Raw genomic sequence first — 25,384 nt, forward strand, 5'->3', positions numbered from 1 at the left:
CGACTTGCGCGAGCGCGGTGCCACTATGTCGACCAAAACCTACGAAATTCGCCCCGGCCAATCCGTCGAACTGCTCAAGGAGCTCCATATCCTGACGCGCGACGGCAAGATGAACCAAGACAGCCGGCGCAAGCTCAAGCAGGTGTACCACCTGTTCCAATTCATCGAGCCGTTGCTCGCGCGCGCCGTGCAAACGCGCGGCGCGGTCACGCTCGTCGATCACGGCGCGGGCAAGTCCTACCTTGGTTTTATTCTCTACGATCTTTTTTTCAAGTCCCTACCGCCGGGGACGGGATCGCGCATCTATGGGATCGAAACGCGCGCCGAACTCGTCGACAAATCGACTGAGTTGGCCGAGCGGCTGGGATTCGAGGGGATGTCCTTCTTGAACGTCTCGGTGGCCGATTCGATCGCCTCGTCGGGGCTGCCGGAGACGATCGACGTCGTCACGGCCTTGCACGCCTGCGATACCGCGACCGACGATGCGATTCGCTTCGCGCTGGAAAAGCATGCCAGCGATATCGTGCTCGTGCCGTGCTGCCAAGCCGAGGTAGCCGGCGTGCTTCGGCGCAACAAAAGCAAGTCGCTAGGCAGCGCGCTCGCCGAGATCTACCGGCATCCGCTGCATACGCGCGAGTTCGGCAGCCAAATCACGAATGTACTGCGCTGCCTGCAACTCGAAGCGCATGGCTATCAAGTGTCGGTGACGGAACTCGTCGGCTGGGAGCATTCGATGAAGAACGAACTCATCGTCGCTCAGTTCAAGGACTTGCCGCGGCGGCGGCCCTCCGAGCGCCTGGCCGAAGTGCTCGATACGTTCGGCCTCGATTCGCTGCGCGAGCGGTTTTTTACGCCGGCCTAATCGGACGAGCGCGGGGGTGCGTCCGTCGCGATGCTCATCCAATCGCGCCAGCCATGGTGGCCGAGGCGGCGCATCGTCTCCTGATTGCGCTCGTAGATGTCGGCGGCGTCGGGAAACGCAAGCGTCGCCCGTTCGACGCTTGCCTCGCGCAGCAAATGCAGAATCGGGTAGGGCGCCCGGTTCGTGTAGTTTTCGATGTCCTCCGGCGCGGTGCCCTCGAACTGGTAGCGCGGATGGAAGCTTGCGATTTGCAACTCACCGTCGAGGCGCAAGTGTCCGAGCAGCCGATCGGCGAAAAAGAGCGCGTCGTTGAACTCCAGGAAGTCGGTGAACGCCTGCGGAAAAATCAGCAGCGTCGTATCGATGCTTTCGGGATCGGCTTCGTCGAGCGCCTTCAGCTCCGCTTCCAACACCGACAGCATGCCTTCGAGGTCCCGCGCCTCGCTCACCACGTAGCGAATTTGTCCTTTCGTGTGGACGGCCTTCGCGAATGGGCACAGATTCAACCCGATCACCGCGCGCACGAGCCAATGCCGCGTGGCGGCGATCACTTCGTCATCGGCGGGCGGGTGGCCGGTAAGCATCGACATGGTGTTTTCCGTGCTGCTTTGCAAAAGGCGGCATTTTACGCCGCGGCGCCTTGCCGGCAGGCCGCCGCCACGAGCTGAGCCGCCACGCGCGGTGCCGAGGCGATCGGCCCGCATCCGGGCCCGAATGTCTGGCTCGACGCATAGACGCCCTCGATGAGCAGCGCCAGAGCGTCGGCCAAGCCGGCCGGATCGTCGGCGCCCGCGGCGCTCGTCAGCTCGGTGAGCCGCTCGATGAGTTGCGCCTTGTTGCGCGCAACGATTTGGCGCGCAGGGTGGGCGGGATCGGGAAATTCGGCGGCGACATTGACGAACGGACAACCGCGATAGCCTTCGCGCGAGGCGCGCCAGGTCAAATCCTCGAAATACTGAGCGATCTGCCGCACGGGCTCGCCCGGGTGCATCGCGATGCTTTTGTCGAAATGCCCGAAAAAGCAGTCGTTCGCCTCTTCGAGGTAGGCCGCAACCAAATCGTCTTTCGAAGCGAATTGCCGATACAGGCTCATCTTGTTGACGCCCGCGCGCTCGACGACGGCATCGACGCCTACCGCGCGAACCCCTTCTTGATAGAAGAGTTCGCTAGCCGCGCGCAGCAGCAGTTGCTGCGCCGTTGCGCCGGCGGTATGGGGGCGCGTGCGCCCGGCAGCCGTTTTGGCGACCGATGCGCGCGGGCGAGAGGCCTCGGCATGTCTGTCTTTCATCGGGATTCGTCCAGTGGGAGCGGTGGCGATTCTCGCGCTTGCCGCTCGATCGTGCATGACTACGAACTTGACCTGCTTGACATGTTACCGATCGGTAACTACGATGGCAACTCGCAGTTGTGACAGGTTAGTAACAAATGAGCGAATGTCTCTCGGATAGGGCGATCGGGGGATCTTCGAACGCAGCATGCCAACCACGCGCATCAGATCGCCCACCGGGGCGCCGCGCGCATCGACGGGAGTGCCGATGAACTGGATCGCAACAAGAATGAACGGGCGCGCGCATTACGGCTGGGTTGTCGCGGCCGTCGTGTTCCTAGTGCTGCTCGCCGCCGCCGGCACCCGCGCGACGCCGAGCGTGATGATGGTGCCGCTCGAACATCAATTCGGCTGGAGCCGCGCGACGATTTCGCTCGCGATCTCGGTCAACATCGCACTATACGGCCTCACCGGTCCATTTGCCGCCGCTTCGATGCAGCGCTTCGGCGTGCGGCCGACCTTGATGACGGCGCTCGTGGTGATGGCGGGCGGCGTTGCGTTGTCGTCGTTGATGACGGCGCCTTGGGAGATGGTGCTGATCTGGGGCGTCATGGTCGGCGGCGCAACGGGCGTCGCGGCGTTGACGCTCTCGGCGACCGTCGTCAACCGCTGGTTCGTCCAGCGGCGCGGGCTCGTGATGGGCGTGCTGACGGCCAGCTCCGCCACGGGCCAGCTCGTCTTTTTGCCGATGCTCGCGGCCGTGGCCGAGCATCACGGCTGGCGGCCCGTCGTCTTGATCGTGGCCGGCGTCGCCGCGCTGGTGTTGCCGCTCGTCGTGTTCTTGCTGCCCGAGCGCCCGGCGAGCGTCGGCCTGCGCCCCTATGGCGAGCCGCACGATGCGCCGCGCACCGGCGCTCAATCCGCGCAAAATCCGCTCGCGATCGCCTTCGGCACGTTGGCCTCCGCCAGCAAGTCGCGCGACTTTTGGCTGCTCTTTTTCAGCTTCTTTATCTGTGGGGCGAGCACGAACGGCTACGTCGGCACGCACCTGATCGCCATGTGCGGGGACTATGGGCTCACCGAAGTGCAGGGCGCGTCGCTGCTGGCCGCCATGGGTATCTTCGATCTGTTCGGCACGACGCTGTCGGGCTGGCTCTCGGACCGCTTCAATAGCCGCGTGCTGCTGTTTTGGTACTACGGCTTGCGCGGGCTCTCGTTGATTTATCTGCCCCACGCGTTCGGCATCGACTTTTTCGGTTTGCCGGTGTTCGCGGTTTTCTATGGTCTCGATTGGATCGCGACGGTGCCGCCGACGGTGCGCCTGACCACCGACGTCTTCGGCAAGGAGTCGGCGCCGGTCGTGTTCGGCTGGGTCGTCGCGGGGCATCAGCTCGGTGCGGCGTTTGCCGCCTATGGCGCGGGGCTGCTGCGTTCGAGCCTCGGCACCTATACGGTGGCGTCGATGATCTCGGGCGGACTTTGTTTGGTCGCGTCGCTCTTGGTGCTGCGCATTCACCGTCACGGCGCCGCGCGTCCCGTTTCGGCCGCGGCGACAACCGCGTAACGGCGCCATGCGCCGCGGCTCGACGTGCTGCTAAGGTGCGTCGCGCAACGCCGATAGCGGCGTCGCGACGTGCTCGAGCGGTTTGCGCTCCGCATCGACGCCCCACACGGCGGCGATGATCGCGGCGGCCAGCATCAACGCCGATCCCACGGCATATCCCTCGAACACGGCTGCGCGTTCGCGCGTATCGATGAGTGTGCCGAAGAAGGCCGGACCCGCGATGCCGCCGAGCGCGGTGCCGAAGGCATAAAACACGGCGATGGCGAGTGCGCGGATTTCCAGTGGGAACGATTCGCTGACGGTGAGGTAGGCCGAACTCGCGGCCGCCGAGGCAAAAAAGAAAATCACCATCCACCCGATCGTCTGCTCCCTGACGGTGAGCAAGCCGCGCGCGAACAAATAGCCGCTGCCGATCAGCAAGAGGCCCGACAGCGCATAGGTGAGCGCGATCATGACACGCCGCCCGATCGCATCGAACGCATGGCCCAGGACGATGGGACCGAGGAAATTGCCGAGCGCGAACGGCAGCAGATACCAGCCGACTTCACCGCCGGGTATGCCGTAAAAATCGGTGAGGACGAGCGCATAAGTGAAGAAGATGGCGTTGTAGAAGAACGCTTGCGCCGTCATGAGCGCCAGTGCCACGAGCGAGCGCCGCCGATGCGTGACGAAGAGCGCTTCGAAGACCTCGGCGAACGGCGTGTTTTCGCGCCGGGCGAAGCGCAGCGTGCACAGCTCGTCCGTGAGCGGACGGCGGCCGAGACGGCGAAAGCGCGTCTCGATCTGCTCGACGATTCGCTTCGCCTCCCCCGGCTGATTGTGCGTGAGGAGCCAACGAGGGCTTTCAGGCACCCACACGCGCATGAAAACGATGACCAGCGCGAGCGCCGCCCCGATAAAAAAGCACGCCCGCCAGCCCCAGTCGCCCGGTATGAGGCGCGGATCGAGCAATACGAGCGAGCCGCCGGCCCCGAGTGCCGCGCCTACCCAAAACGTCCCGTTGATGCCCAGGTCGGTCCATCCGCGTACGCGGGCGGGCGTGAATTCTTGGATCGTCGAATTGATCGCGGCGTATTCGCCGCCGATACCCGCGCCCGTCAAAAAACGCAGCGCCGCGAAGCTCGCGAAGTTCCAGGATAGCGCCGTGGCGGCCGTCGCGGCCAGGTACAGGCCGAGCGTCGCGAAGAACAGCTTGCGCCGGCCTAGGCGGTCGGTGAGCCAGCCGAAGCCCAGCGCGCCGAGCACGGCCCCGGCGATATAGCTGCTGCCGGCCAGGCCGATATCGGCATCGGTCAGATGTAGCGACGGACTCGCTTTGAGCGCCCCGGCGACGGCGCCCGCCAACGTGACCTCGAGCCCGTCGAGTAACCAGGTGACGCCGAGCGCGACGACGATTAACGTGTGAAAGCGCCCCCAGGGCAGGCGATCGAGCCGCGAAGGCAGGTCGGTCTCGATCACGTCGGTGCGCGAGGCGGGAATGGGCGCCGCGGTCTCCAGGCTCATCTGGGCTTTCTCCTGACGGATGCGGTGACGGCCGGCCGTACGGGCGACGGCAAGCCGCCCGCCTGCGCCGCACGTCGCGTGCCTGGCATGCGAGAAGCCGGTTGGAGTGGCGCACGGATTGCTCGCCTGGGCAGTTCGTGATAAAAAGCGCTCCCTTCTGTTCGCATAAAGCGAGTTGCGATGCAAGCGATGCCCTATTGTGCGATCGACTTCGGCACGTCCAACTCCGCCGTGGCCTTGCCGCGCGGCGAGACGATGATGCTCGCGCCCGTCGAGGGCGCGCATACGACGTTGCCGACAGCCGTCTTTTTCAATACCGACGAGCACCGGCGCGCCTATGGCCGGGCTGCGCTGGCCGAGTACATCGATGGTTTCGACGGGCGCCTGATGCGTTCGCTCAAGAGCATCCTCGGTTCGTCGCTCGCGGAAACGGCGACCGACCTGGGCGACGGCAGCGCCATCAAGTACACCGAGATCATTGCGATCTTCGTCGCGTTTTTGAAGCGGCAGGCCGAAGCGTGCGCGGGCGCGACGATCGAGCGCGCCGTTCTGGGGCGCCCCGTGTTTTTCGTCGATGACGATCCGCGCGCCGATCAACTGGCCCAGCAGCAGCTCGAGACAGCCGCGCGTTCTGCGGGCTTGAAGGAGATTCACTTCCAGTACGAGCCGATCGCCGCGGCGTTCGATTATGAATCGCGTTTGCAGCACGAAGCGCTGGTACTCGTGGCCGATATCGGCGGCGGTACCTCGGACTTCTCGCTCGTGCGCGTGGGTCCGCAACGGGTGGGGCGGATCGATCGCAAGGACGACGTGCTTGCTCATCATGGCGTACACGTAGCCGGGACCGATTTCGACCGGCGCGTCGAACTCGCGACCATTCTTCCGGAACTCGGCTACCGGGCGCTGGATCCCGAGGGCCGCGAGGTGCCGAACCGAATCTATTTCGATCTCGCCACCTGGCATCTGATCAATACGATTTATTCGGGCAAGCGGATCGGCGAGCTCGCGTTGATGCGGCACCTGTATCGCGACGTGCGGCATCACGAACGGCTCATGCGCGTGGTGGAGCGCCGTCTCGGGCATTCGCTCGCGGCCCGCGCGGAAGAGGCGAAGATCGGCGTGGCGGCCGGTGGCGAAACGTCGATCGACCTCGACGACCTCGAGGCCGATCTGCGCATCGCCTTCGACGAGGCTCAATTGATCGCGGCGGGCGCGGACGAGGCGCGGCGCATCGCGCACGCGGCGCGCGAGACGGCGAACGCCGCGGGCGTGGCGCTCGGCGACGTTGAGGCGCTCTACTTCACGGGCGGCACGACGGGCCTGCGTTTCCTGACGAACGCGCTATGCGAGGCGTTTCCCGACGCCAAACCGGTTTTCGGCGACCGGCTCGCGAGCGTGGCGGCGGGCCTGGGAATTCATGCTCAACGCATCTTTGCTTAGCGCATCGAGCCGACTGGTAAAAAAACAAAAACCCCGCGATAAGCGGGGTTTTTTATTCGCGAAGCCCGAGGTGCTTCGCGGCATGTCACGGCGCTAAAGCGTTAAACGCTTTTAGCGCAGCCAAGCGCCTTACAGCGGCTTGATGTTCGCGGCTTGCTTGCCCTTGGGGCCCGTCTTCACTTCGAACGACACTTTTTGGTTTTCTTGGAGCGTCTTGAAGCCGTCGACGCGGATTTCCGAGAAGTGCGCGAAGAGGTCTTCGCCGCCGCCATCGGGAGTGATGAAGCCAAAGCCCTTAGCGTCGTTGAACCACTTGACGGTACCGGTTTCCATATTACGTATTCCTAAATTGGGTAAAAAAGGCCGAAGCCTGGGAGCGCACGAAAATCAAGGAAGGGGGTAATAGGACAACCGGAGTACCTGATGGGGGCGACCTACGAAAGACCAATCAACACACTCGCCACTTGAAATCCTGCACGCTCTTTATACGGCGAAACCGCGCCAAGGTCAACACAATTTCGCGCCGCAGCATGGGTATTCGTCTACGCACGCTGAAATCCTCTTACAAAGCTTTCGTCTCATGATCTTTTTTTTGCTGGTGCCGGATCATTTTGCACCAATTAAGTGATTGCACCCGGTAAACTACGCGCCGCGCGATGTGGTTGCGCCGGGTTGCGGTTTCCCCCTCGCCGCACGGCCCGCATCGGTTGCACGTTTCTTGCAGAATCAGCGCGTGTCCCCCACCCGCGCGCCATTCGTATATCCCCCCAAGGAGAGGTTGTGAAAAGTTCTATTCAACGGAACATCGGGCCATTTGCGCTGATGCTCACGGGCTTGGGCTCGATCATCGGGTCCGGCTGGCTGTTCGGTGCGTGGAAGGCGGCAAAGATCGCGGGGCCGGCGGCTTTGTGCGCATGGATCATCGGCGCCGTCGTCATCCTCGCCATCGCGTTGACGTATGCCGAGCTCGGGGCCATGTTCCCGGAATCAGGCGGCATGGTGCGCTATGCGCGCTATTCGCACGGTGCGCTCGTGGGCTTCATCAGCGCATGGGCGAACTGGATCGCCATCGTCTCGGTCATTCCGATCGAGGCCGAGGCGTCGATCCAGTACATGAGCACGTGGCCCTACGAGTGGGCGCACAACTTGTTCTTGAACGGATCGCTCACGCCACCGGGCTTGTTCTTGTCGGCGCTGCTCGTGATCGTCTACTTCATGCTGAACTACTGGGGCGTGAAAGTATTTGCTCGCGCAAACACGGCCATCACCGTGTTCAAGTTCATCATTCCCGGTCTCACGATCCTCGGCCTGCTGCTCTCGGGCTTTCATAGCGAGAACTTCGGCACCTCCAGCTCGTTCGCGCCGTACGGCTGGTCGGCTGTGTTTACGGCCGTGGCCACGAGCGGCATCGTATTCAGCTTCAACGGCTTCCAAAGCCCGGTGAACCTGGCGGGCGAAGCGCGCAATCCGTCCAAGAGCGTGCCGTTCGCCGTGATCGGTTCGATCCTGCTCGCGCTCGTGATTTACGTTCTATTGCAGGTCGCCTATATCGGCGCGGTCAATCCGGCCGACGTCGTGAAGGGCTGGAGCCACTTCAATTTCGCCTCGCCGTTCGCGGAACTCGCCCTCGCGCTGAACTTGAACTGGCTCGCGATCCTGCTCTATGTCGATGCGTTCGTGAGTCCGAGCGGCACCGGCACGACCTACATGGCGACGACGACCCGCATGATCTACGCGATGGAGCGCAACAACACGCTGCCGAAGATGTTCGGCAACGTGCACCCGTTCTATGGCGTGCCGCGTAACGCGATGTGGTTCAACCTCGCTGTTTCGTTCGTCTTCATGTTCTTCTTCCGCGGCTGGAGTTCGCTGGCCGCCGTGATCTCGGTCGCCACGGTGATCTCGTATCTGACGGGTCCGATCAGCTTGATGGCGCTGCGCCGCACGGCCGTCGACGTCGAGCGTCCGCTGAAGCTGCCACTGATGAACCTGATCGCGCCGTTCGCCTTCGTCTGCGCCTCGCTGGTCCTTTACTGGGCGAAGTGGCCGCTGACGGGCGAAATCATCTTGTTGATGGTCGTCGCGCTGCCCGTCTATTTCTACTATCAAGGCAAGTCGGGCTTTAGTGGCTGGGGTGCCGATCTGAAGGCGGCTTGGTGGCTCGTCGCGTATCTGCCGACGATGGCGGTACTGTCGGTTATCGGCAGCAAGCAGTTCGGCGGGATGAACGTTTTGCCGTACGGCTGGGACATGCTCGTCGTCGCTGTGATCTCGCTCGGCTTCTACGTCTGGGGCGTGAACACGGGATACCGCACGCGCTATCTCGACGAGCGCGAATCGGAGGAAGACATTCTCGAAGGCGTCGGCGTTTAGGCGATCGCTCCGCGCGCCTAGTGCGCGAGGCGTCCAGGCCACGAATAGACAGCCCGATCGGCATATGCCGATCGGGCTGTCTGCTTTTTGGCGGCTCGTCATGAAGCGGCGATTCATCATTAAAGAGTTCATTGCCTCTCGCCGATAACACGGTCGAAGCGTCGGAAAAGCCTAACGTTCCGAGGTAGGGGCTAATCGTCCCGCCTTCGCCGCTGCGCAACGCGTCGGCGAGCGCCAGTCATGGATTGCTTTCTATTTACTTGCGAATCGGGGCCGCTTTCAGGCTGGTGAATGTATTTGAAAGCTCGGCAGGCGCGAACCGTCGTTTCGCTCCGATATCCCTGCGGGTCCCGGCTTGTCTCGAAACGATTGGACTGGATCGAGAAAATGCAATTGCTAGAGGAAGACAAGGTGCCGGTCAGTGCGGCTCCCGCGGAGTCTGCTTGCGCGAGTCCATTTCCGCCGCCGGCCGCGGTCCCCACCCAAGAAGGACCGGCCGGCATCCGCTTCGATTTCAACCAGGGCTGCCGAGTGACGCTGCCGCCGGGCAACTGGCAGGTTCGCTTGAGGGATCATCAGACCGGTAACGTGCTGTTCGACACCGCGATCGCAAACGGCTATGTGGCCAGCACGAAACGGTACTTCGTACGGTTCGAGATTCTCGTCTGGTCGAGAGTCGCGCTGGCGAGAGATAGCGGCGCGGCCCCGCTTTTCCGGCATGTCTACGATGCCACGGGCAAGGACGTGCTCGTGCAACTGCCGGTGGGCACGCTGGGCGACACCATCGCATGGATGCCCTATGTCGCGGAGTTTCAACGCCAGCACAAGTGCCGCCTAACCTGTGCGATGTCGGCCAAGCTGATTGCGCTCTTCGCCGACGCTTATCCCGAGATCGAGTTCGTCACTCACGAGCAGGTGAAGCCGAATCGCTACTACGCGACCTACAACCTCGGCTTGTTCTTCGACGACGAGGAACGCGTGCACCAGCCGTGCGATTTTCGCCTCGTCGGTTTGCATCGCACGGCGGGCTACATTCTGGGTCTCGATCCGCGCGAAGAGCCGCCCCGCATCGCGTTGCCCGACGATTCGCGCCCGATCGACGAACCGTACGTGTGCATTGCCGTGCAAAGCTCGACGCAATGTAAATACTGGAACAACCCCGCCGGATGGCACGACGTGATCGCTTTCTGCAAGGCGGCGGGCTACCGCGTCGTGTGCATCGATCAAAAGCGCGTGCACGGTGCCGGCATGACCTGGAATCACATCCCCCACGGCGTCCAAGACGAGACCGGCGACAGGCCCATCGTCGAGCGCGCACGTTGGCTCAAGCACGCGGCTTTCTTTATCGGCTTGTCGAGCGGCCTGTCGTGGCTCGCGTGGGCCATGCGGACTCCGGTCGTGATGATCAGCGGCTTTTCCCATCCCGACAACGAGTTCCATACGCCTTACCGTGTCATCAACTATCACGTCTGCAACAGTTGCTGGAACGATGTCCGCGTGCGCTTCGATCACCACGATTTCTTCTGGTGTCCGAAGCACAAAGGCACGCCTCGGCAATTCGAATGCACGCGTCTGATCGAATCGAAACAGGTGATCGACGCGATCCGCGCCATTGCCGGCGCGGCACGCTGATACAGATCTAGGGCGCGGAAGGCCCTGTCTCGCACCGTCCGTGCGAGACCGCCGTCGAATGCGCGATACGAACGAAACATCGTTAGAGGCTCAGTAATGCGGGGCAAGGGCACTCGAGACTATAGCTGGCACGCAGGCGGCGTGGGCATCGACCCGTGGAAGCCGGAACCCGCGCGCGCGGCGCGACTTGCCAAGCTGTTGGCGAGCCCGGCGCTCTATACCACGTTGATATCGCCGGCCGCCGTGCACGGCCAGACGACGCTCACCGTCAGCGCGGGCGATACCGAGAGCGGCGTTGCCGTCGGCGCGAACGCCGTCGCCAACGTTTTCGGCACGGCCGATACGTTCACCATCGATGGCCTGGGGGCGCTCGCCGTCTCGGCGGGCGGCGTCACGAGCGCGTCGTTCGTCGATCCAGGCGGCACCGAGACCGTCTTTTCAGGCGGTACGGCATTCGCGTCGGTCGTCAGCGGCACGCAGGTCGTGAGTAGTGGCGGCACTGCCAGCGCAACGTTCCTTCCGAGCGGTGGCCAGCAATACGTGATGTCCGGCGGCGTCGCGACCGGCACGCAAGCGAGCCAGGGGGAGAACGTCGTCTGGGGCGGTACGGCCGTCGCCACACGGCTGAGCGCGGGCGGACTCGAAACGGTGCTTTCGGGCGGCGTAACGAGCGGCACGACGGCCGGCAATGGCGGTGCGCAACGGATTCTCGCCGGTGGCACGGCAAGCGGAACGACCGTCGCGAGCGGCGGCCTGCAAACGGTCTTCGCGGGCGGCGTCGCGATTTCCTCGACGGTGACGAGCGGGGGGCAACTGGCCGTCAGCAGCGGGGGGAGCGCCCTCGCGGTGAACCAGCAAAGCGGGGCGATTTTCCTGGCCGATACGACGGCGGGCAGCGTCTCGGGCACCCATACGAGCGGCACGTTCAAGATCGCGGGCGGCGTGGCGTCGGGCCTGCTGCTCGAGAACGGCAGCTTGTTCACCGTGCTTGCGGGCGGGACCGCGAGCGGCACCATTATCCAAACCTTCGGCACGCAAGTCGTATCCTCCGGGGGGCTTGCGATCGATACGCAGGACCTATTTACCCAGATCGTCTCGAGCGGGGGCGTCGCAAGCCGTTCGCATGTTTCCGACTTCGCTCAGCAATCGATCGTGGCGGGTGGCCTTGCCATCGGCAGCATCGTCGATACGAACGCGCGCGAGATCGTTTCGTCGGGAGGCGTGGCGAGCGGCGCGACGTTGAGCACGGGCGGCGTTCAAAGCGTGTTCTCCGGCGGGTTGGCCGCGGGGACGATCGCCTCGAGCGGAGGGACACAACTCGTTTCCTCGGGCGGAACCGCAACGGGGACCATCGTGTTCGATCACGGCGTATTCGGCGTCACGTCGGGCGGCACGGCAACCGGCCTCGTCCTGAACGCCGGTGCGGTGTTCAACGCCACGACGGACGATGTGTTCGTGAGTGGTTCCAATGCACTCGGCGCGTTCAGCATTTCGAGCGGCGTGGCGTCGAACGTATTGCTCCAAAACGGCGCCTTGCTGACCATCGAGGCGGGCGGCATCGCGCGCGACACCACCATCGACCAGTGGGGCAACGCGGTCGTCATCTCGGGTGGCACGGCAATCGACACGATCGATTTATACACGCTGGCCGTTTCCTCGGGAGGCGTGACGAGCGGTACGGTCGTCTCTAGCTTTGCCCAAGAATCGGTCGGAGCGGGCGGCCAGGCGAACGGCTCGATCGTGTCGGATTTTGCCCAGCAAACCGTGTCGTCGGGCGGCGTCGCCAACGCGACGTCGGTCGGCGCCGCGGGAACGATGATGCTGACAGGCGGTTTGGCGGTTGGGGCGACGATCGGCAGCGGCGGCACGCAGATCGTCTCGGCGGGCGGCGTGGCCAGCGGTACGACGGTCACGAGCGGCGGCTTACAGAATATTTCGGCGGGCGGCGCGGCCAGCGGCACGACCGTCACGGGCGGCGGCACGCAGAATGTTTTGGCGGGCGGTTTGGCAAGCGGCACGACGGTCACGAGCGGCGGCGCCCAGAACGTTTCGTCGGGAGGCGCGGCGAGTGGGACCACGGTGTCGGCCGGCGGCAGCCAGACAATCTCCAGCGGCGGTATCGCAATCGCCACGGCGGTCGCGAGCGGCGGCGCGCAGATCGTGCTGGCGGGGGCCACCGCCAGCCGGACGACCGTCTCGGGCGGGGGAGCGCAGATCGTCTCCTCGGGGGGCCTTGCCATCGGCACCGAGGTGACGAGCGGCGGCATACAACACGTGCTCTCGGGCGGGCTTGCGAGCGGCGCGGTGGTCAGCGCGGGGGGCAGCCAGACAGTCTCGCTCGGTGGGGAGGCGGACGGCACGGTCGTTATGAACGGCGCGCGGCAAACCGTCTCTTCTGGCGGTATCGCAAGCGGCACGCTCGTCAACGATGGCGGCACGCAGCTCCTGTACCAAGGCGCCGTCGTCTCGGGCACGATCGTCGGCAGCGGCGGCACACAAGTCGTCTCGTCAGGATCCGTCGCGAGCGGCGCCAACCTTGCGGGAGGTGTTCAATACGTGTCGTCGGGTGCGGTCGCAACCGGAACCTCCATTAGCGCGGGGGGCATCCAGGATGTCGTGTCAGGCGGGGTCGCCAGCGCCGCGGTAGTGGGCAGCGGCGGGTTGCAATCAATCACCGCGGGCGGCGAAGCCGACGGTTCGGTGGTCGGCGCGGGCGGCACCCAGGATGTCGCCAGCGCCGGCATGGCGAGCGGCGCGCTCGTGACGAGCGGCGGAACCCAGACGGTCGAGGGCGGGGGAGTCGTCAGCGCCGCCAGCATTACGTCGGGCGGCATGCAGATGGTCTTGTCCGGCGCTGTCGCCAGCGGCGTGATGCTGAGCGGCGGCGGCCAGTCCGTGGCATCGGGCGGCATGGCGAGCGCCACGAGCATCGGGGCCGGCGGCGTGCAGTCCGTCTTGGCCGGCGGCGTTGCCGTCTCGGCATCGGTGTCGAGCGGCGGCACACAAACGATCTCGGCCGGCGGCGCGGGCAGTGCCACGCAGGTCCTCGCAGGCGCACGGCAGGACGTGTTCGGCACCGTCGATCGCGATGCGGTTCAGGGCGTGCAGACCATCCATGGCGGCGGCGTCGCCAGCCGGACGGCCATCGACGGCGGCTCGCAGGTCGTGCTCTCGGGTGGTGTCGCCAGTCTGGCCACCTTGACGGGCGGCGCGCAGACGATTTCTTCGGGCGGCATCGCGAATGCAACGACGGTCAGCAGCGGCGGCCAATTGATCGTGGCTGGCGGCGGCACCGTCAATGGCGCGGCGGTCGGCTCGGGCGGGACCGTGCAAACGTTCGGCGCGGTCAGCGGCGTGGCGATCAGCGCGGGGGGCACGGTGCAAATCGGCGGCGGCACCGTGTCAGGCAACATCGTGAACAACGGTGCGCTCGTCTTCAATCGCGCGGACGACACGGTTTATGCCGACTCGCTGCTGGGCTCCGGTCAAACGGTCCAGGCTGGCGCCGGCAAGCTGACCCTGAACGGCGATAGCAGCGCATTCGCCGGCACGACGGTCGTAAGCGCGGGGCGGCTTGCGATAGGCGACGCGGTGCACCCCGATGCGAAGCTCGGGGGCGATGTTCAGGTCCAAGCCGCGGGTACGCTGCTCGGCCACGGCACGGTCGTGGGCTCGATCGATAATGCCGGCGCGGTCCAGCCAGGCGGCTCGATCGGCACGTTGAGCGTGGCGGGCAACTACGTGCAGCATGCGGCTGGCTCGCTCTCGATCGAAGTCAGTCCGACGGCGGCATCGAAGCTCGTGGTCGGCGCAACCGCGACGTTGAACGGCGCATTGCATGTGATCTACGATCCGGGCACGTACGGCGCGAGCAAGACGTATGAGATCGTGTCGGCCAATGCCGTCCTCGGGCGGTTCGCCAGCGTCACCTCCGGCGGGACCGCGGCCGCGCAAGTGACGCAAAGCCTGACCTATGGACAGACCGCGGTCGATCTCGTGGTCAACGCCGTGGCGGGGGACAGCGCGCAGCCATTGCCGGCGACTGTCGTGGCGCCGGCAGACACGAGCCTCTTTACGGCGCCGGCGACGACGGCGCTCCTGGCAGGCGAGGCGATGGGAGCCCGGTTGTTGGAACACGCGTCGCAGCTTGCGAATCCAGGGGGAGTGGCCTTGCCGTCGACTTCGGCGAACGGCGCGATCTGGATCGCGAGTTCCACCGACCGCCTTTCGCTCGACGGCGGTTCGCTCGGCGCGCCGGGGTTTGGGGGCACTCGATATCGATTCACGGCCGGCGCCGATTGGCGAGTGGGGCGCTACGTCGCGGGGGGCGCGCTAAGCTATGGACACAGCGATCTCGCGGAGCAAACTACCGGCGACCATGGCCGCGACGACACGTTGCGGCTCTCGCTATACGGAGCGCGCGACGTTGGACCGGTGACGCTTGCCGCAGCCGCTTCCTATGCCTACCACGATGTGCATCTGTACCGCCCGCTCGGCAGCCCCGGCACGGCCGAGGGCGGCACGGCGGGCAACGAGGTGGTGCTGGGCACCCAAGCCGGCCTACCGCTCACGGCAGGGGTAGTGAACTTCACGCCGCACCTTGGCTGGCTCGTTGCCTATTACCGCGGCAATGGCTTTGCCGAAAGCGGTGCGGGAGGACAAAACCTCGGCGTCGGCGCGGACAACGCCCGAAGCGTGCAACCGTACGCGGGCGTCAGCGTAGACACGTCGTTCGGCAACGGCGCTCATCCAATGACGCTGCGGCTTAACGTCGATTACGGGCTGGAGTTGGCTCGGAACTCGCGCGCGGTCACGGTGTTCAGCGCGGACGGCACGGCATTCGACGCGCCGGGCGTTTCGTTGCCGCGCGGCAGGCTCGTGGCGAGCGTACGCGCCGCCGGCGCATTGACCAAGCATGTGGAACTTGGCGTCGGATTCAGCAGTTGGCTCAACACGGGGCGAGGTTCGCAACTCGGAGGCGATGTCGCGATTCGCTATCGGTTCTGATGGTCGAGCCCGCGCCGCGGGACGAGCCGCGCGGCGCGAGCTGGGGATCGGGCTTTATTAGCGGCTGGGGTACCGATCTGAAGGCTGCCCGGTGGCTCATTGGGTCAGCTTTTCTGCGAACGCGCGGATCGACTCCGGGTTCCAATCATGTGCCCCGGTTGTGTCTTTCGTGTCCTCTAGGTACAGGGAATAGTATTCCGTGTCGGTGTTCCATCCCAGGGTCCAAAGACGCCTTGGGTCCGTCGGATTCTCGGACAGAGATAGCGATGCCGGCTTTTTCGCAACGTTGAACGTTAGCGCTTCTTGCATTGCATACATCTTGCCTTGATCGGCTTTGTAATCCCAAACGGCGAGCATGCCCAGCCTTCCTGTCGGCAACCTAAACAGGACCGATTCGCGTCTGCCCGCGTCAGGCAGCAAGCCTATGACCGACGCTCCGATGGACTGTAGCTCAGACGTGCGCGTCATGATCCTTCGCAGTTCCACCGAGCCGAGGGATTGGTGATTTGACGCAGTTGGAATGAGAGACTCGATCTCTCGCAGAAGGTTAAGCTCGTCGGGCGAGGCAGATAGCACCAAATAAGTCGAACTTTGTTTGATCAGATTTTTTTCGAAGAGCGCCCGCTGCGCGGGCGATCTTGCCGGCTCAACGATCACTAATGAGCTAGCGGCATCCATCGCCACTGCCATTTCGTTTAAAGCGCGGTCTTGCGCATTGCGTTGGTCGCCTGAGTTGCATCCGGCAACGCATGCCAGTAAGCAGAGTGAAATGGCGCGTCTCATGGTCTGGGCCATCCTTCGCTGAGATTGCAATCTTCCGCCACAGATCTGTCAATACGAAATTCCTGCGAGTCCTGGGGTCGTAATAGTAGTGGTGGCCCACGACTCGCCATCGGTTGAAGAATGGATTGGCGCCGGCTATGTTGTCAGTGCGCTCGACGATCTCCGCTGACCCTGCGCGAGCACTACACAGTAGCCCTCTGTTTTTTGTGAAAATTCTAAATTTATCGTCGGTGAGTACGGATGGATCCAGTTGATCCCTAGCTAAGCCTGAATCCCTGGTTAGCTTTGAGAGCCAGCCGGCATAATTTCCTTGATGCCATTGGTACACCGTATGGCGGGCCCCAAGATAATACTGAGTGCTGGTATAGTCAGTCGTAATAGATTCCAATATCCAGTACCTGTCTTTTTGCTGATGGTTAGGCAAATCACGAACCCATGATGGTGCGCCGAGCAACGTAAAGAACGTCGCTGCGATTGTCTGGAGACCATTGGGAATCTGATCGAACCTGCACGCTCGACTGAAGGTGCCTAGCGCTTGTGCTTCAGAAAGAAATAGAAGGCAGGTGGAAAAAACGACAATTCTCGCTCGTTTGGATGGTCGTGCGTAGTTGGGCGCCACGCGTAATACATCGGGCGATGGTCTTCGAGTAAGCACTGTTTCTAGAGTGATCACGGAGAGACTCCCTTTTTAACCGAGTCTCTAAACTAACGCCGAGCGAGCGTGATGTTGTGTGAAGGGTGAAAAATCAGACTGATTCGGGCGGGATATTTATGCTGATCACGATCGGAGAAGTTATTTATCTTTCCTTGATTTCCATGAGTAATTGAAAAATATTTCACCAAGGGCAACGCCAAATGCGCCTGCTATAAAATCAATAGACGACGGCGAAAGTGGTAATTTTGCTCTGTGCAAAAGAGTTTCGATCGCTATTACGAACAACGTCATCATGGCTATTTTTGCAATTATATCGCTAGCGCTCACCTAGCTTCTCCTTTTGTCGCTTGGTCTCGTAATGCTCGCTGAGATTGTTGATTTAATTCCGGAGGGCATCAAGTTTACGACATTCGGATTGGATCATGGCCATATTTGTTTGGCAAGGCGGTGTGAGGTAATTTTCAAAAAAATGGATATCGCATACGTGATCGACTGTTCGGCGATGCCCCGACGTCTTATGTCGATTTTTGAACCCTGCTGCTATTGCCCTAACGGCAATCTAACGGGCTCACTTGTTGACAAGAACGGATAACGAAATCAATCAAAAAAACACATAATTCGTCATCGCCAACGCCTTTTGAAACGTCCCGAGCGACTGGATGTCGAGCGTGTAGTCGTCGCTGGCCGCCCCGAGCGCGGCGAACACCGGCAGCAAGTGCTCGTCAGTCGGATGCATCAAAGCCGCGTGCGGCGCGCGCAACCGATAGTCGAGCAGCGCTTGAACATCACGCTCGGCCAGCCGCGATTCAAACCAATCGGTGAATTGCGCGACGCGCGGATCCGCATCGCCCGGCTTCGCGCCGAAATCGGCCGCTCGCAGGTTATGCGTGATCTGACCGGAGCCGACGATCAGCACACCATCGTCCGCCAGCGGCCGAAGCGCTCGGCCCACTGCATAGTGGTGCGCCGGATCGCGGTGCGGCTGAATCGACAACTGCGCGACGGGGATGTCGGCTTCCGGATACATCAACAAAAGCGGCACCCAAGCGCCGTGATCGAGCCCATGCGGCTGAGTTTGCGCGGCGATACCGGCCGCATCGAGCAGTGCCGCCGCTTGTCGCGCCACATCGGGCGCGCCTGGCGCGCGGTATTGCAACTCATACAGGGCGCGCGGAAAGCCGTAAAAATCGTGGATCGTTTCAGGTGCCTCGGCCGTGCTGGCGACCGGAATGTTCGTGCCCCAATGGGCCGAAAGGACCAAGATCGAACGGGGGCGCGGCAACCGGGCGCCGAGCGTGGCGAATTCGCCCGACGGCATCGACGGATCGATCGGCAACGTGGGCGCACCGTGGGATAAGAACAGGGAAGGCAAGCGTGACATGGGATAACGGCGCGCAAGCGCGGCCGGCGATCAGTAGTGGGTCTTGACGCGACTATATGCCCCCGGGCGGCGCCGGGAAACCTGCTTTCGCGAAACGAACCGTATCGCGCCAGTTACGGATCGAAGCGCCCTCGGGACAGCGGCTTACGCGTCCCCGCGCAGACCGGTCCAGGCCGTGGCCCGTGCCGGACCGAGCGCGAACATATCGAGCACGCGCGCCACCGTATCGTCGACCATCTCGTCGATCGACGAGGGCCGGTTGTAAAAGGCGGGCAGCGGCGGGAAGATGACGCCGCCCATCTCGGTCACGGCCGTCATGTTGCGCAGATGCGCGAGGTTCAGCGGCGTTTCGCGGGCAAGCAGCACGAGACGCCGACGCTCCTTGAGCGTAACGTCCGCGGCGCGCGCGATGAGGTTATCCGAGAGACCATGGGCGATGCTCGCCAGCGTCTTCATCGAACACGGCGCGACGATCATGCCGTCGGTGGCAAACGAGCCCGACGCAATGCTCGCGCCGACCTCGCGCACGCTATGGGCGACGTCGGCTAGCGCATGGACGTCGTCCTTCGTCAATCCGAGTTCGTGCTGAAGATTGAGCCAGCCGGCGCCGGAAACGACGAGATGCGTCTCCAGCCCTTCGATGCGCCGCATCGTTTCGAGCAGGCGTACGCCATAAATGGCGCCGGTGGCGCCCGTGATCGCAACGATCAACCGGCGCGGCGCGGCACTGGGGAGCGGCATGGCTAAAGCGAGGAGAAAGCGAGGCGGCCGGCACTCGTCGCGCCGGCCAAGGTGCGCGGTTGGCAGGCTTGGAGCGAGCGCATCAACGCGCTCGAGCCGCTCATGCCACTCACGCCGCGGCGAACAACTGCTGCAGCTCGCCCGACTGATACATCTCCATCATGATGTCCGAGCCGCCGACGAATTCGCCCTTCACATAGAGTTGCGGGATGGTCGGCCAGTTCGAGAACTCCTTGATGCCCTGCCGGACTTCCTCGTCCTCCAGCACGTTGACCGTCTTGAACTGATCGACGCCGCACGCCTTCAGGATTTGGACGGCGCGGCCCGAGAAGCCGCACATCGGGAATTGCGCATTGCCCTTCATGAAGAGGACGACAGCGTTTTCGTCGATGATTTGCTTGATGCGTTGTTGCGTATCCATGACTGACCTTGGCTTAGCGCACAGGAAAATGTTAGGGGGCAATGATAGCGGATTTCAGCCCGGCAAGCCGGGCGCGCCTATTGCGGCGCGGCGGGCGCGCCGCCGAGCATCCGGTTCAATTTATCGGCCAATTCGGCGTACGTAAAAGGCTTCGACAGCAACTGAATTCCGGCATCGAGCCGGCCGTGGTGCACGATCGCGTTGCGGGCGTAGCCCGTCGTGAACAGTACCGGCAATTCGGGGCGATTGGTCCGCACGGCGTCGGCGAGTTGGCGCCCGTTCATGCCGCCCGGGAGTCCCACGTCCGTAAACAGCAGCCGGATCTCGGGCCGCTCGCCGACGAGGCGCAAGGCGGTAGGGCCATCGGGCGCCACCACGACGCGGTAGCCGAGTTCGCGCAGCATATCGCTCGTCGCCGTCCGTACGTTTTCATCGTCCTCGACGACCAAAATCGTTTCGCCGGTGTGGCTCGCGGGCACGGGCCGGTGGTCGGGCTGCTCGTCGACGGTTACGTCGCCCGCAAGGCGAGGGAGGAAGAGCTTGACCGTCGTGCCTTCCCCGACCTCGCTGTAGATCCGCAGGTGCCCACCCGATTGCTTGACGAAACCGTAGACCTGGCTGAGCCCCAGCCCCGTGCCATGGCCCACTTCCTTCGTCGTGAAGAACGGCTCCATGGCTCGTTCGAGCACGTCCTTCGTCATGCCCGAGCCGGTGTCGCTGACCGCAATCATCGCGTATTGCCCCGCGTCGAGCCCCTCGAAGCGCGAAACATACGATTCGTCGAGCGTGCAATTGGCCGTTTCGATCGTCAGCTTGCCGCCGGCCGGCATCGCATCGCGCGCATTGACGGCCAAGTTCAGCAATGCGCTTTCGAGTTGGTTCGCATCCACCAATACACGCCAAAGCTCGGCGCCATTGACCGTTTCGATCGCGATGGATTCGCCGAGCGTGCGGCGAAGCAGCTCGGACATCCCGGCAACGAGCTTGTCTACGTCGGTCGGCTTCGCGTCGAGCGTTTGGCGGCGCGAAAACGCGAGCAAACGCCGCGTCAGATTCGCGGCGCGGTCCGCCCCGCGCAGCGCGTTCTCGACGAAGCGCGACATATCCACCGCCTGCTGCGTCTGCCCCAAGCTCGCCATGCGCCGCTGGAGCCCTTCGAGGCTGCCGATGACGACTTGCAGCAAGTTGTTGAAATCGTGCGCGATACCGCCCGTCAACTGGCCGATCGCTTCCATCTTCTGAGATTGCCGAAGCTGCGCTTCGACATTGCGCTTTTCGGTCAAATCGCGCGTGACCTTCGCAAAGCCGATGACTTCACCTTCGGCGCCCATGATCGCGTCGACCAGCACGTTGGCCCAGAAATGCGTGCCGTCCTTGCGCACCCGCCAGCCTTCGCCTTCGAACTTACCGGTGCTCGCGGCGCGCGCGAGCACCGCGCTCGGCACGCCGTTACGCCGGTCTTCGTCCGTATAAAAACGCGAGAAGTGCTGGCCGATGATTTCATCGGCTTGATAGCCTTTGATCCGTTGCGCGCCCAAGTTCCAACTGGTGACATAGCCGTCGCGGTCGAGCATGAAGATCGCATAGTCGACGACGCTATCCACGAGCAAGCGAAACCGCTGTTCGCTTTCCTGCAGGCGAGCCGACGCCTCGTGGCCGCGATGCGCTTCGGCCCGGCTCGCAACGAGCGCCGCTTCGTCGCTGCGCTGCTGCGTCGCTTCGCGTGCTTCCACGAGAACGAACGCGACGCGTCCGGCGTCGTCGCGAACCGGGCGCAGCGTCGAAGCGAGGATGAGCGCGGGCGCGCCCTGTGTCGCGGGCGCCACGGGCAGATCGAGCGGCACGGTCTCACCGGCGGCAGCGTGCGCGATGGCTTGGGTCAGCGCTTCACGTGCGTGGTTATGCCCCGCCGCATAGGGGAATGCGGCGGCCAGCGGCCGGCCGATCAGTTCGCTTTGCGGCGGCAAAAACGTGGCGCGGCCGTGATCGTTGCAATCGATCACCTTGCCCGACGTATCGAGCAGGGCGACAAATGCGGAGATCTCGTTGACGATAATGTGAGCGAGCTTGTTTCGCGTAAGCTCAGCCGGCTCGTCCGGGTGAAGCTCAGTACCGCGAACGGTCACATGTTCGCCGATATACGGCAAGGGACACTTCACCGTGGGCTCCGCTTGAAATTCGGTTTAGACGCGTCCGCGGTAAGTCCGTCGCCCGCGCGCGAGCAAAGATAAATCATACCAGCGTGGACGATGCATCAATTCATCTTAGGTGGCGATAGCGGGCTTTGGAATGCACGGCTCGCAAAATGGGACGCCGCGGTTCCCGTCAAACGCGCCTTCCACCCGTCGTACGTTCGATCCCGGCCAAATCTTGGAGCGATCGAACGTCCGCGAACCCGGCGGCGGCGAACAAAGCTCGCACCTCGGCGGCTTGATCGTAGCCATGCTCGATCCATAAAGAAGCACCATTAGCTAAAAACGGGCCCGATCCCGTCACAATGGCGCGAATTGCTGTTAATCCGTCCGATTCGTCCGTCAGTGCGCCTCGGGGCTCGAAGCGCAGGTCGCCTTCGTCGAGATGCGGGTCGCCCGACGCGATGTAAGGCGGGTTGCTGACGATCAGATCGAATTCGAGGAGGGCCGGCACGGACGCACGGGCGGATGATGGACCGGCATCGAAGGCACCATACCAATCGCCTTGCAACCATGCGATCGAGCCGCCGGGTCGGCGCGGATCGAGCAGCCTTGCGGCGTTGCGCGCGGCAACGGCGATGGCGGCCGCACTGCGATCGACGGCCCATACGCGCGCATCGGGTCTCGCCGATGCGATCGCCACCGCGATCGCACCGCTGCCGGTGCCGAGATCGAGCACGCGCGCACGCGGTACCGATCCGATCGCCGCGAGCGCCGTTTCCACGAGCAATTCGGTTTCCGGACGCGGGATCAGGACATCGGGCGTGACCTCGAAGTCGAGGCCATAGAACTCGCGCACGCCGACGATCTGTGCGATGGGTTCACCCGCGACTCGTCTGGCTTCCAGCGAGCGGAACGCATCCACGGCGTTCGGATCGAGCGGTTCGTCGTTGCGCGTAATGAGCTCGGTGCGCCGCCAGCCGAGCGCATGCGCGAGCAGGACGCGCGCGTCGAGCGTCTCGAGCGGCGTGGCGCGCAGCAACGCGCTGACGGTGATCGCAGGCGGCAAGGAGCCGGAGGTCATGGCGCGGCTTCAGTCCGCGTCGCCGAGCGAGGCGAGCAGTTCGGCTTGATGCTCGCTGACGAGCGCGGCGATCAATTCGTCGAGATCGCCGTCCATGATCGCGTCGAGCTTGTATAGCGTCAGATTGATCCGGTGATCGGTCAATCGCCCTTGCGGGAAGTTATAGGTGCGAATGCGCTCGGAGCGATCGCCCGAGCCGACCAAGCTCTTGCGCGTGGCCGCTTCCTTGGCATGTTGCTCTTGATACTGTTTGTCCTTGATGCGGGCCGCCAGCACCTTCAGCGCCCGGTCCTTGTTCTTGTGCTGCGAGCGATCGTCCTGGCATTCGACGACGATTCCCGTGGGCAAGTGCGTCACGCGCACGGCCGAATCGGTCTTGTTGATGTGCTGACCGCCGGCGCCCGACGCGCGGAAGGTGTCGATGCGCAGATCGGCCGGATTGATTTCGACTTCGCCGATCTCGTCGGCTTCCGGCATGACGGCCACGGTACAGGCCGAGGTGTGAATCCGGCCTTGCGTTTCGGTGGCCGGCACGCGCTGCACGCGGTGTCCGCCCGATTCGAATTTGAGTCTCGAATAGGCGCCTTGGCCGGCGATGCGCACGATCACTTCCTTGTAGCCGCCGAGGTCGGACACGCTCTCCGACATCATCTCGACCTGCCAGCGCTGCCGTTCGGCATAGCGCAGGTACATCCGCAGCAAGTCCCCGGCGAATAGCGCCGATTCGTCGCCGCCCGTGCCGGCCCGGATTTCGAGGAAGATGTTCCGTTCGTCGTTGGGATCCTTCGGCAGCAGCATCTTGCGCAGGTCGTCCTCGAGCTGCGTCATGCGGTCGCGAGCGGTGCGCACTTCTTCTTCGGCGAATTCGCGCATCGAGGCATCGGCGAGCAACTCTTGGGCGGTGGCCGCGTCGAGCCGGGCCTGTCGCCACAGCGCGTAGTGCTCGACCACGGGACCGATTTCGGCGTGTTCGCGCGTGAGCTTGCGGTATTGCTCGAGTTTGGCCGTCACGTCGGCGCGGCTCAGAAGGTCGTTTAGTTCGGCCAGCCGCGTCGTCAACTGGTCGAGCTTGTGTTGCATGCTCGTTTTCATGTGCGGAGCGAGGCTCCCCGGAAAGAAGTGGAAAGGCGGACTTGAGGGCGCCGGACGCGCCCGAGCGGGGGAGGGCCGCTAATGTTCCGACGAATCGGGGCGTTTCGCGTGGCCGTAGAAACCGCCCAGCAGCTCCACGAGCGTCGCCCGCTCGCCGCTCGTCGCGCGGTTCAGCGCATGCGTGGGGCCGTGAATCAGCTTGTTCGTCAGCGATTGCGACAGCGCCTCGAGGACGGCGGCCGGATCGTCGCCGCGCGAGAGCATCTTCATCGCGCGCTCGAGCTCGGCTCGGCGCAAGAGATCCGCCTGCGTATGCATATGACGGATCACGGGAACGACGCTGCGTGCATCGAGCCATTGCATGAAGCTTTGCACGCGCGTCTCGATGATGGCCTCGGCCTGCGCGACGGCGGCTTGCCGCGAGGCATTGCCTTCGCGGACGATCGCGCCCAGATCGTCGACCGTGTAAAGGAAGACGTCTTGCAACTGGGCCACTTCGGGCTCGATGTCGCGCGGCACGGCTAAATCGACCATGAAGATCGGGCGGCGGCGCCGCGCCTTCACCGCGCGCTCGACGGCGCCGAGGCCGATGATCGGCAGGGTCGATGCCGTGCACGAAACGATGATGTCGAACTCGTGCATGCGGGCGGGAAGATCGGCCAGCGGCATCGCATGACCGCCCAGACGTTCGGCGAGCTTGGCGCCGCGCTCCATCGTCCGATTGGCCACGACCAGTTCACGCGGGTCTTGCGCGGCGAAATGCGTCGCGCAAAGTTCGATCATCTCGCCGGCGCCGATGAAGAGCACGCGCTGGCTCGAAATCTTGTCGAAGATGCGCTGGGCCAGGCGCACGGCGGCGGCGGCCATCGATACCGATTGCGCGCCGACCGCCGTGTTGCCGCGCACTTCCTTGGCCACGGCGAACGTGCGCTGAAAAAGCTGGTTCAGGTAGGTGCCGAGCGCGCCCGCTTCGGATGCCGAGCGCACGGCGTTCTTCATCTGCCCGAGGATCTGCGTTTCGCCGAGCACCATCGAGTCGAGGCCCGAAGCGACGCGGAAGGCGTGCCGGACCGCTTCCGACTGCGGCAGGGCGTAGACGTGGGGTGCGAGCTCGTCCACCGAGAGGCCGTGGTAGTTCGACAGCCATTGCAGCGCGGCCTCGCGAGCGGCGCGGTCGTCGGTGGCGCAGTACAGCTCGGTGCGATTGCAGGTGGACAGAATTGCGGCTTCCGGGGAGGCGAGCGACGAGCGCGTGCGCCACAGCCCTTGGAAGGCGTCGAGCGCCGGTTTCAATTGCTCGAGCGGAAACGCCACGCGCTCGCGCAATGCAACAGGCGCTGTGTGGTGATTGATTCCGATCGTGAGCAGTTGCATACGTGGGGTGCCATGTCCGCCCTCGATAGTGGGGCGGCGCTGATATTTCAGCCGGTTATTATAGCGGGTCCGC

19 protein-coding genes are annotated in these 25,384 nt (G+C 63.7%); 6 read left to right on the plus strand and 13 right to left on the minus strand.

Features of this window, described 5'->3' with window-relative positions:
* The first annotated feature begins 25 nt into the window (after positions 1-25).
* On the plus strand, positions 26-862 hold the full coding sequence (locus DXT59_RS02530; protein WP_116135363.1) for a class I SAM-dependent methyltransferase: 837 nt from the start codon (positions 26-28) through the stop codon (positions 860-862).
* Here the strand turns inward: DXT59_RS02530 and DXT59_RS02535 are convergent.
* Together DXT59_RS02535 and DXT59_RS02540 are read right to left on the minus strand one after the other, a co-directional pair.
* Positions 859-1,446: a DUF1415 domain-containing protein gene (locus DXT59_RS02535; RefSeq protein WP_116135414.1), complete on the minus strand. Its 588-nt coding sequence runs from the start codon at positions 1,444-1,446 to the stop codon at positions 859-861. The two genes, DXT59_RS02530 and DXT59_RS02535, sit on opposite strands and share 4 nt — an antisense overlap.
* A 41-nt stretch (positions 1,447-1,487) precedes the next feature.
* Positions 1,488-2,150 (minus strand): TetR/AcrR family transcriptional regulator, encoded by a 663-nt coding sequence (locus DXT59_RS02540; protein WP_116135364.1) that lies wholly within the window; start codon positions 2,148-2,150, stop codon positions 1,488-1,490.
* 247 nt (positions 2,151-2,397) lie between these two features.
* Here DXT59_RS02540 and DXT59_RS02545 point away from each other — a divergent pair, with 247 nt between their 5' ends.
* On the plus strand, positions 2,398-3,693 hold the full coding sequence (locus DXT59_RS02545; RefSeq protein ID WP_116135365.1) for an MFS transporter: 1,296 nt from the start codon (positions 2,398-2,400) through the stop codon (positions 3,691-3,693).
* A 30-nt stretch (positions 3,694-3,723) separates the two neighbouring features.
* Here DXT59_RS02545 and DXT59_RS02550 read toward each other — a convergent pair whose 3' ends face one another.
* Entirely contained in the window at positions 3,724-5,196 is a 1,473-nt protein-coding gene (locus DXT59_RS02550; protein ID WP_116135366.1) for an MFS transporter, read from the minus strand.
* A 189-nt stretch (positions 5,197-5,385) separates the two neighbouring features.
* On the opposite strand from DXT59_RS02550, the gene DXT59_RS02555 reads away from it, so the two are divergent.
* Complete coding sequence (locus tag DXT59_RS02555) at positions 5,386-6,636, plus strand: Hsp70 family protein (protein WP_116135415.1); 1,251 nt, start codon at positions 5,386-5,388, stop codon at positions 6,634-6,636.
* A 129-nt stretch (positions 6,637-6,765) separates the two neighbouring features.
* On the opposite strand, the gene DXT59_RS02560 is transcribed toward DXT59_RS02555, so the two are convergent.
* Positions 6,766-6,969, minus strand: a complete 204-nt coding sequence (locus DXT59_RS02560) for a cold-shock protein (protein WP_102645243.1) — start codon at positions 6,967-6,969, stop codon at positions 6,766-6,768.
* Between the two features lie 447 nt (positions 6,970-7,416).
* Here DXT59_RS02560 and DXT59_RS02565 point away from each other — a divergent pair, with 447 nt between their 5' ends.
* From DXT59_RS02565 to DXT59_RS02575, 3 genes are all read left to right on the plus strand, one after another.
* The gene (locus tag DXT59_RS02565; protein ID WP_116135367.1) at positions 7,417-9,009 is read left to right on the plus strand and encodes an APC family permease; all 1,593 of its coding nucleotides are present in this window, start codon (positions 7,417-7,419) and stop codon (positions 9,007-9,009) included.
* A 387-nt stretch (positions 9,010-9,396) separates the two neighbouring features.
* A complete protein-coding gene (locus DXT59_RS02570; protein ID WP_116135416.1) occupies positions 9,397-10,641 on the plus strand; it encodes an autotransporter strand-loop-strand O-heptosyltransferase in 1,245 nt (414 codons plus the stop codon).
* A gap of 96 nt (positions 10,642-10,737) precedes the next feature.
* Complete coding sequence (locus DXT59_RS02575; RefSeq protein ID WP_116135368.1) at positions 10,738-15,648, plus strand: AIDA repeat-containing protein; 4,911 nt, start codon at positions 10,738-10,740, stop codon at positions 15,646-15,648.
* A 96-nt stretch (positions 15,649-15,744) separates the two neighbouring features.
* On the opposite strand, the gene DXT59_RS02580 is transcribed toward DXT59_RS02575, so the two are convergent.
* The 9 genes from DXT59_RS02580 to hemA all read right to left on the minus strand — a co-directional run bounded on the left by DXT59_RS02580 (position 15,745) and on the right by hemA (position 25,311).
* Positions 15,745-16,431: a hypothetical protein gene (locus DXT59_RS02580; protein ID WP_162877918.1), complete on the minus strand. Its 687-nt coding sequence runs from the start codon at positions 16,429-16,431 to the stop codon at positions 15,745-15,747.
* Between the two features lie 793 nt (positions 16,432-17,224).
* A complete protein-coding gene (locus DXT59_RS30430) occupies positions 17,225-17,413 on the minus strand; it encodes a hypothetical protein (RefSeq protein ID WP_162877919.1) in 189 nt (62 codons plus the stop codon).
* Between the two features lie 274 nt (positions 17,414-17,687).
* On the minus strand, positions 17,688-18,467 hold the full coding sequence (locus tag DXT59_RS02585) for a DODA-type extradiol aromatic ring-opening family dioxygenase (protein ID WP_116135370.1): 780 nt from the start codon (positions 18,465-18,467) through the stop codon (positions 17,688-17,690).
* A 144-nt stretch (positions 18,468-18,611) separates the two neighbouring features.
* Complete coding sequence (locus tag DXT59_RS02590) at positions 18,612-19,208, minus strand: UbiX family flavin prenyltransferase (RefSeq protein WP_116135371.1); 597 nt, start codon at positions 19,206-19,208, stop codon at positions 18,612-18,614.
* A gap of 109 nt (positions 19,209-19,317) precedes the next feature.
* A complete protein-coding gene (gene grxD, locus DXT59_RS02595; RefSeq protein ID WP_116135372.1) occupies positions 19,318-19,629 on the minus strand; it encodes a Grx4 family monothiol glutaredoxin in 312 nt (103 codons plus the stop codon).
* A gap of 77 nt (positions 19,630-19,706) precedes the next feature.
* Positions 19,707-21,788 (minus strand): hybrid sensor histidine kinase/response regulator, encoded by a 2,082-nt coding sequence (locus DXT59_RS02600; protein ID WP_116135373.1) that lies wholly within the window; start codon positions 21,786-21,788, stop codon positions 19,707-19,709.
* 166 nt (positions 21,789-21,954) lie between these two features.
* Entirely contained in the window at positions 21,955-22,845 is an 891-nt protein-coding gene (gene prmC / locus DXT59_RS02605; protein WP_116135374.1) for a peptide chain release factor N(5)-glutamine methyltransferase, read from the minus strand.
* 9 nt (positions 22,846-22,854) lie between these two features.
* A complete protein-coding gene (gene prfA, locus DXT59_RS02610; RefSeq protein WP_116135375.1) occupies positions 22,855-23,937 on the minus strand; it encodes a peptide chain release factor 1 in 1,083 nt (360 codons plus the stop codon).
* Between the two features lie 78 nt (positions 23,938-24,015).
* Positions 24,016-25,311: a glutamyl-tRNA reductase gene (gene hemA, locus DXT59_RS02615; protein ID WP_116135376.1), complete on the minus strand. Its 1,296-nt coding sequence runs from the start codon at positions 25,309-25,311 to the stop codon at positions 24,016-24,018.
* Between the last annotated feature and the right edge of the window lie 73 nt (positions 25,312-25,384).

Source organism: Trinickia diaoshuihuensis (assembly GCF_003390925.1).
GTDB lineage: Bacteria > Pseudomonadota > Gammaproteobacteria > Burkholderiales > Burkholderiaceae > Trinickia > Trinickia diaoshuihuensis.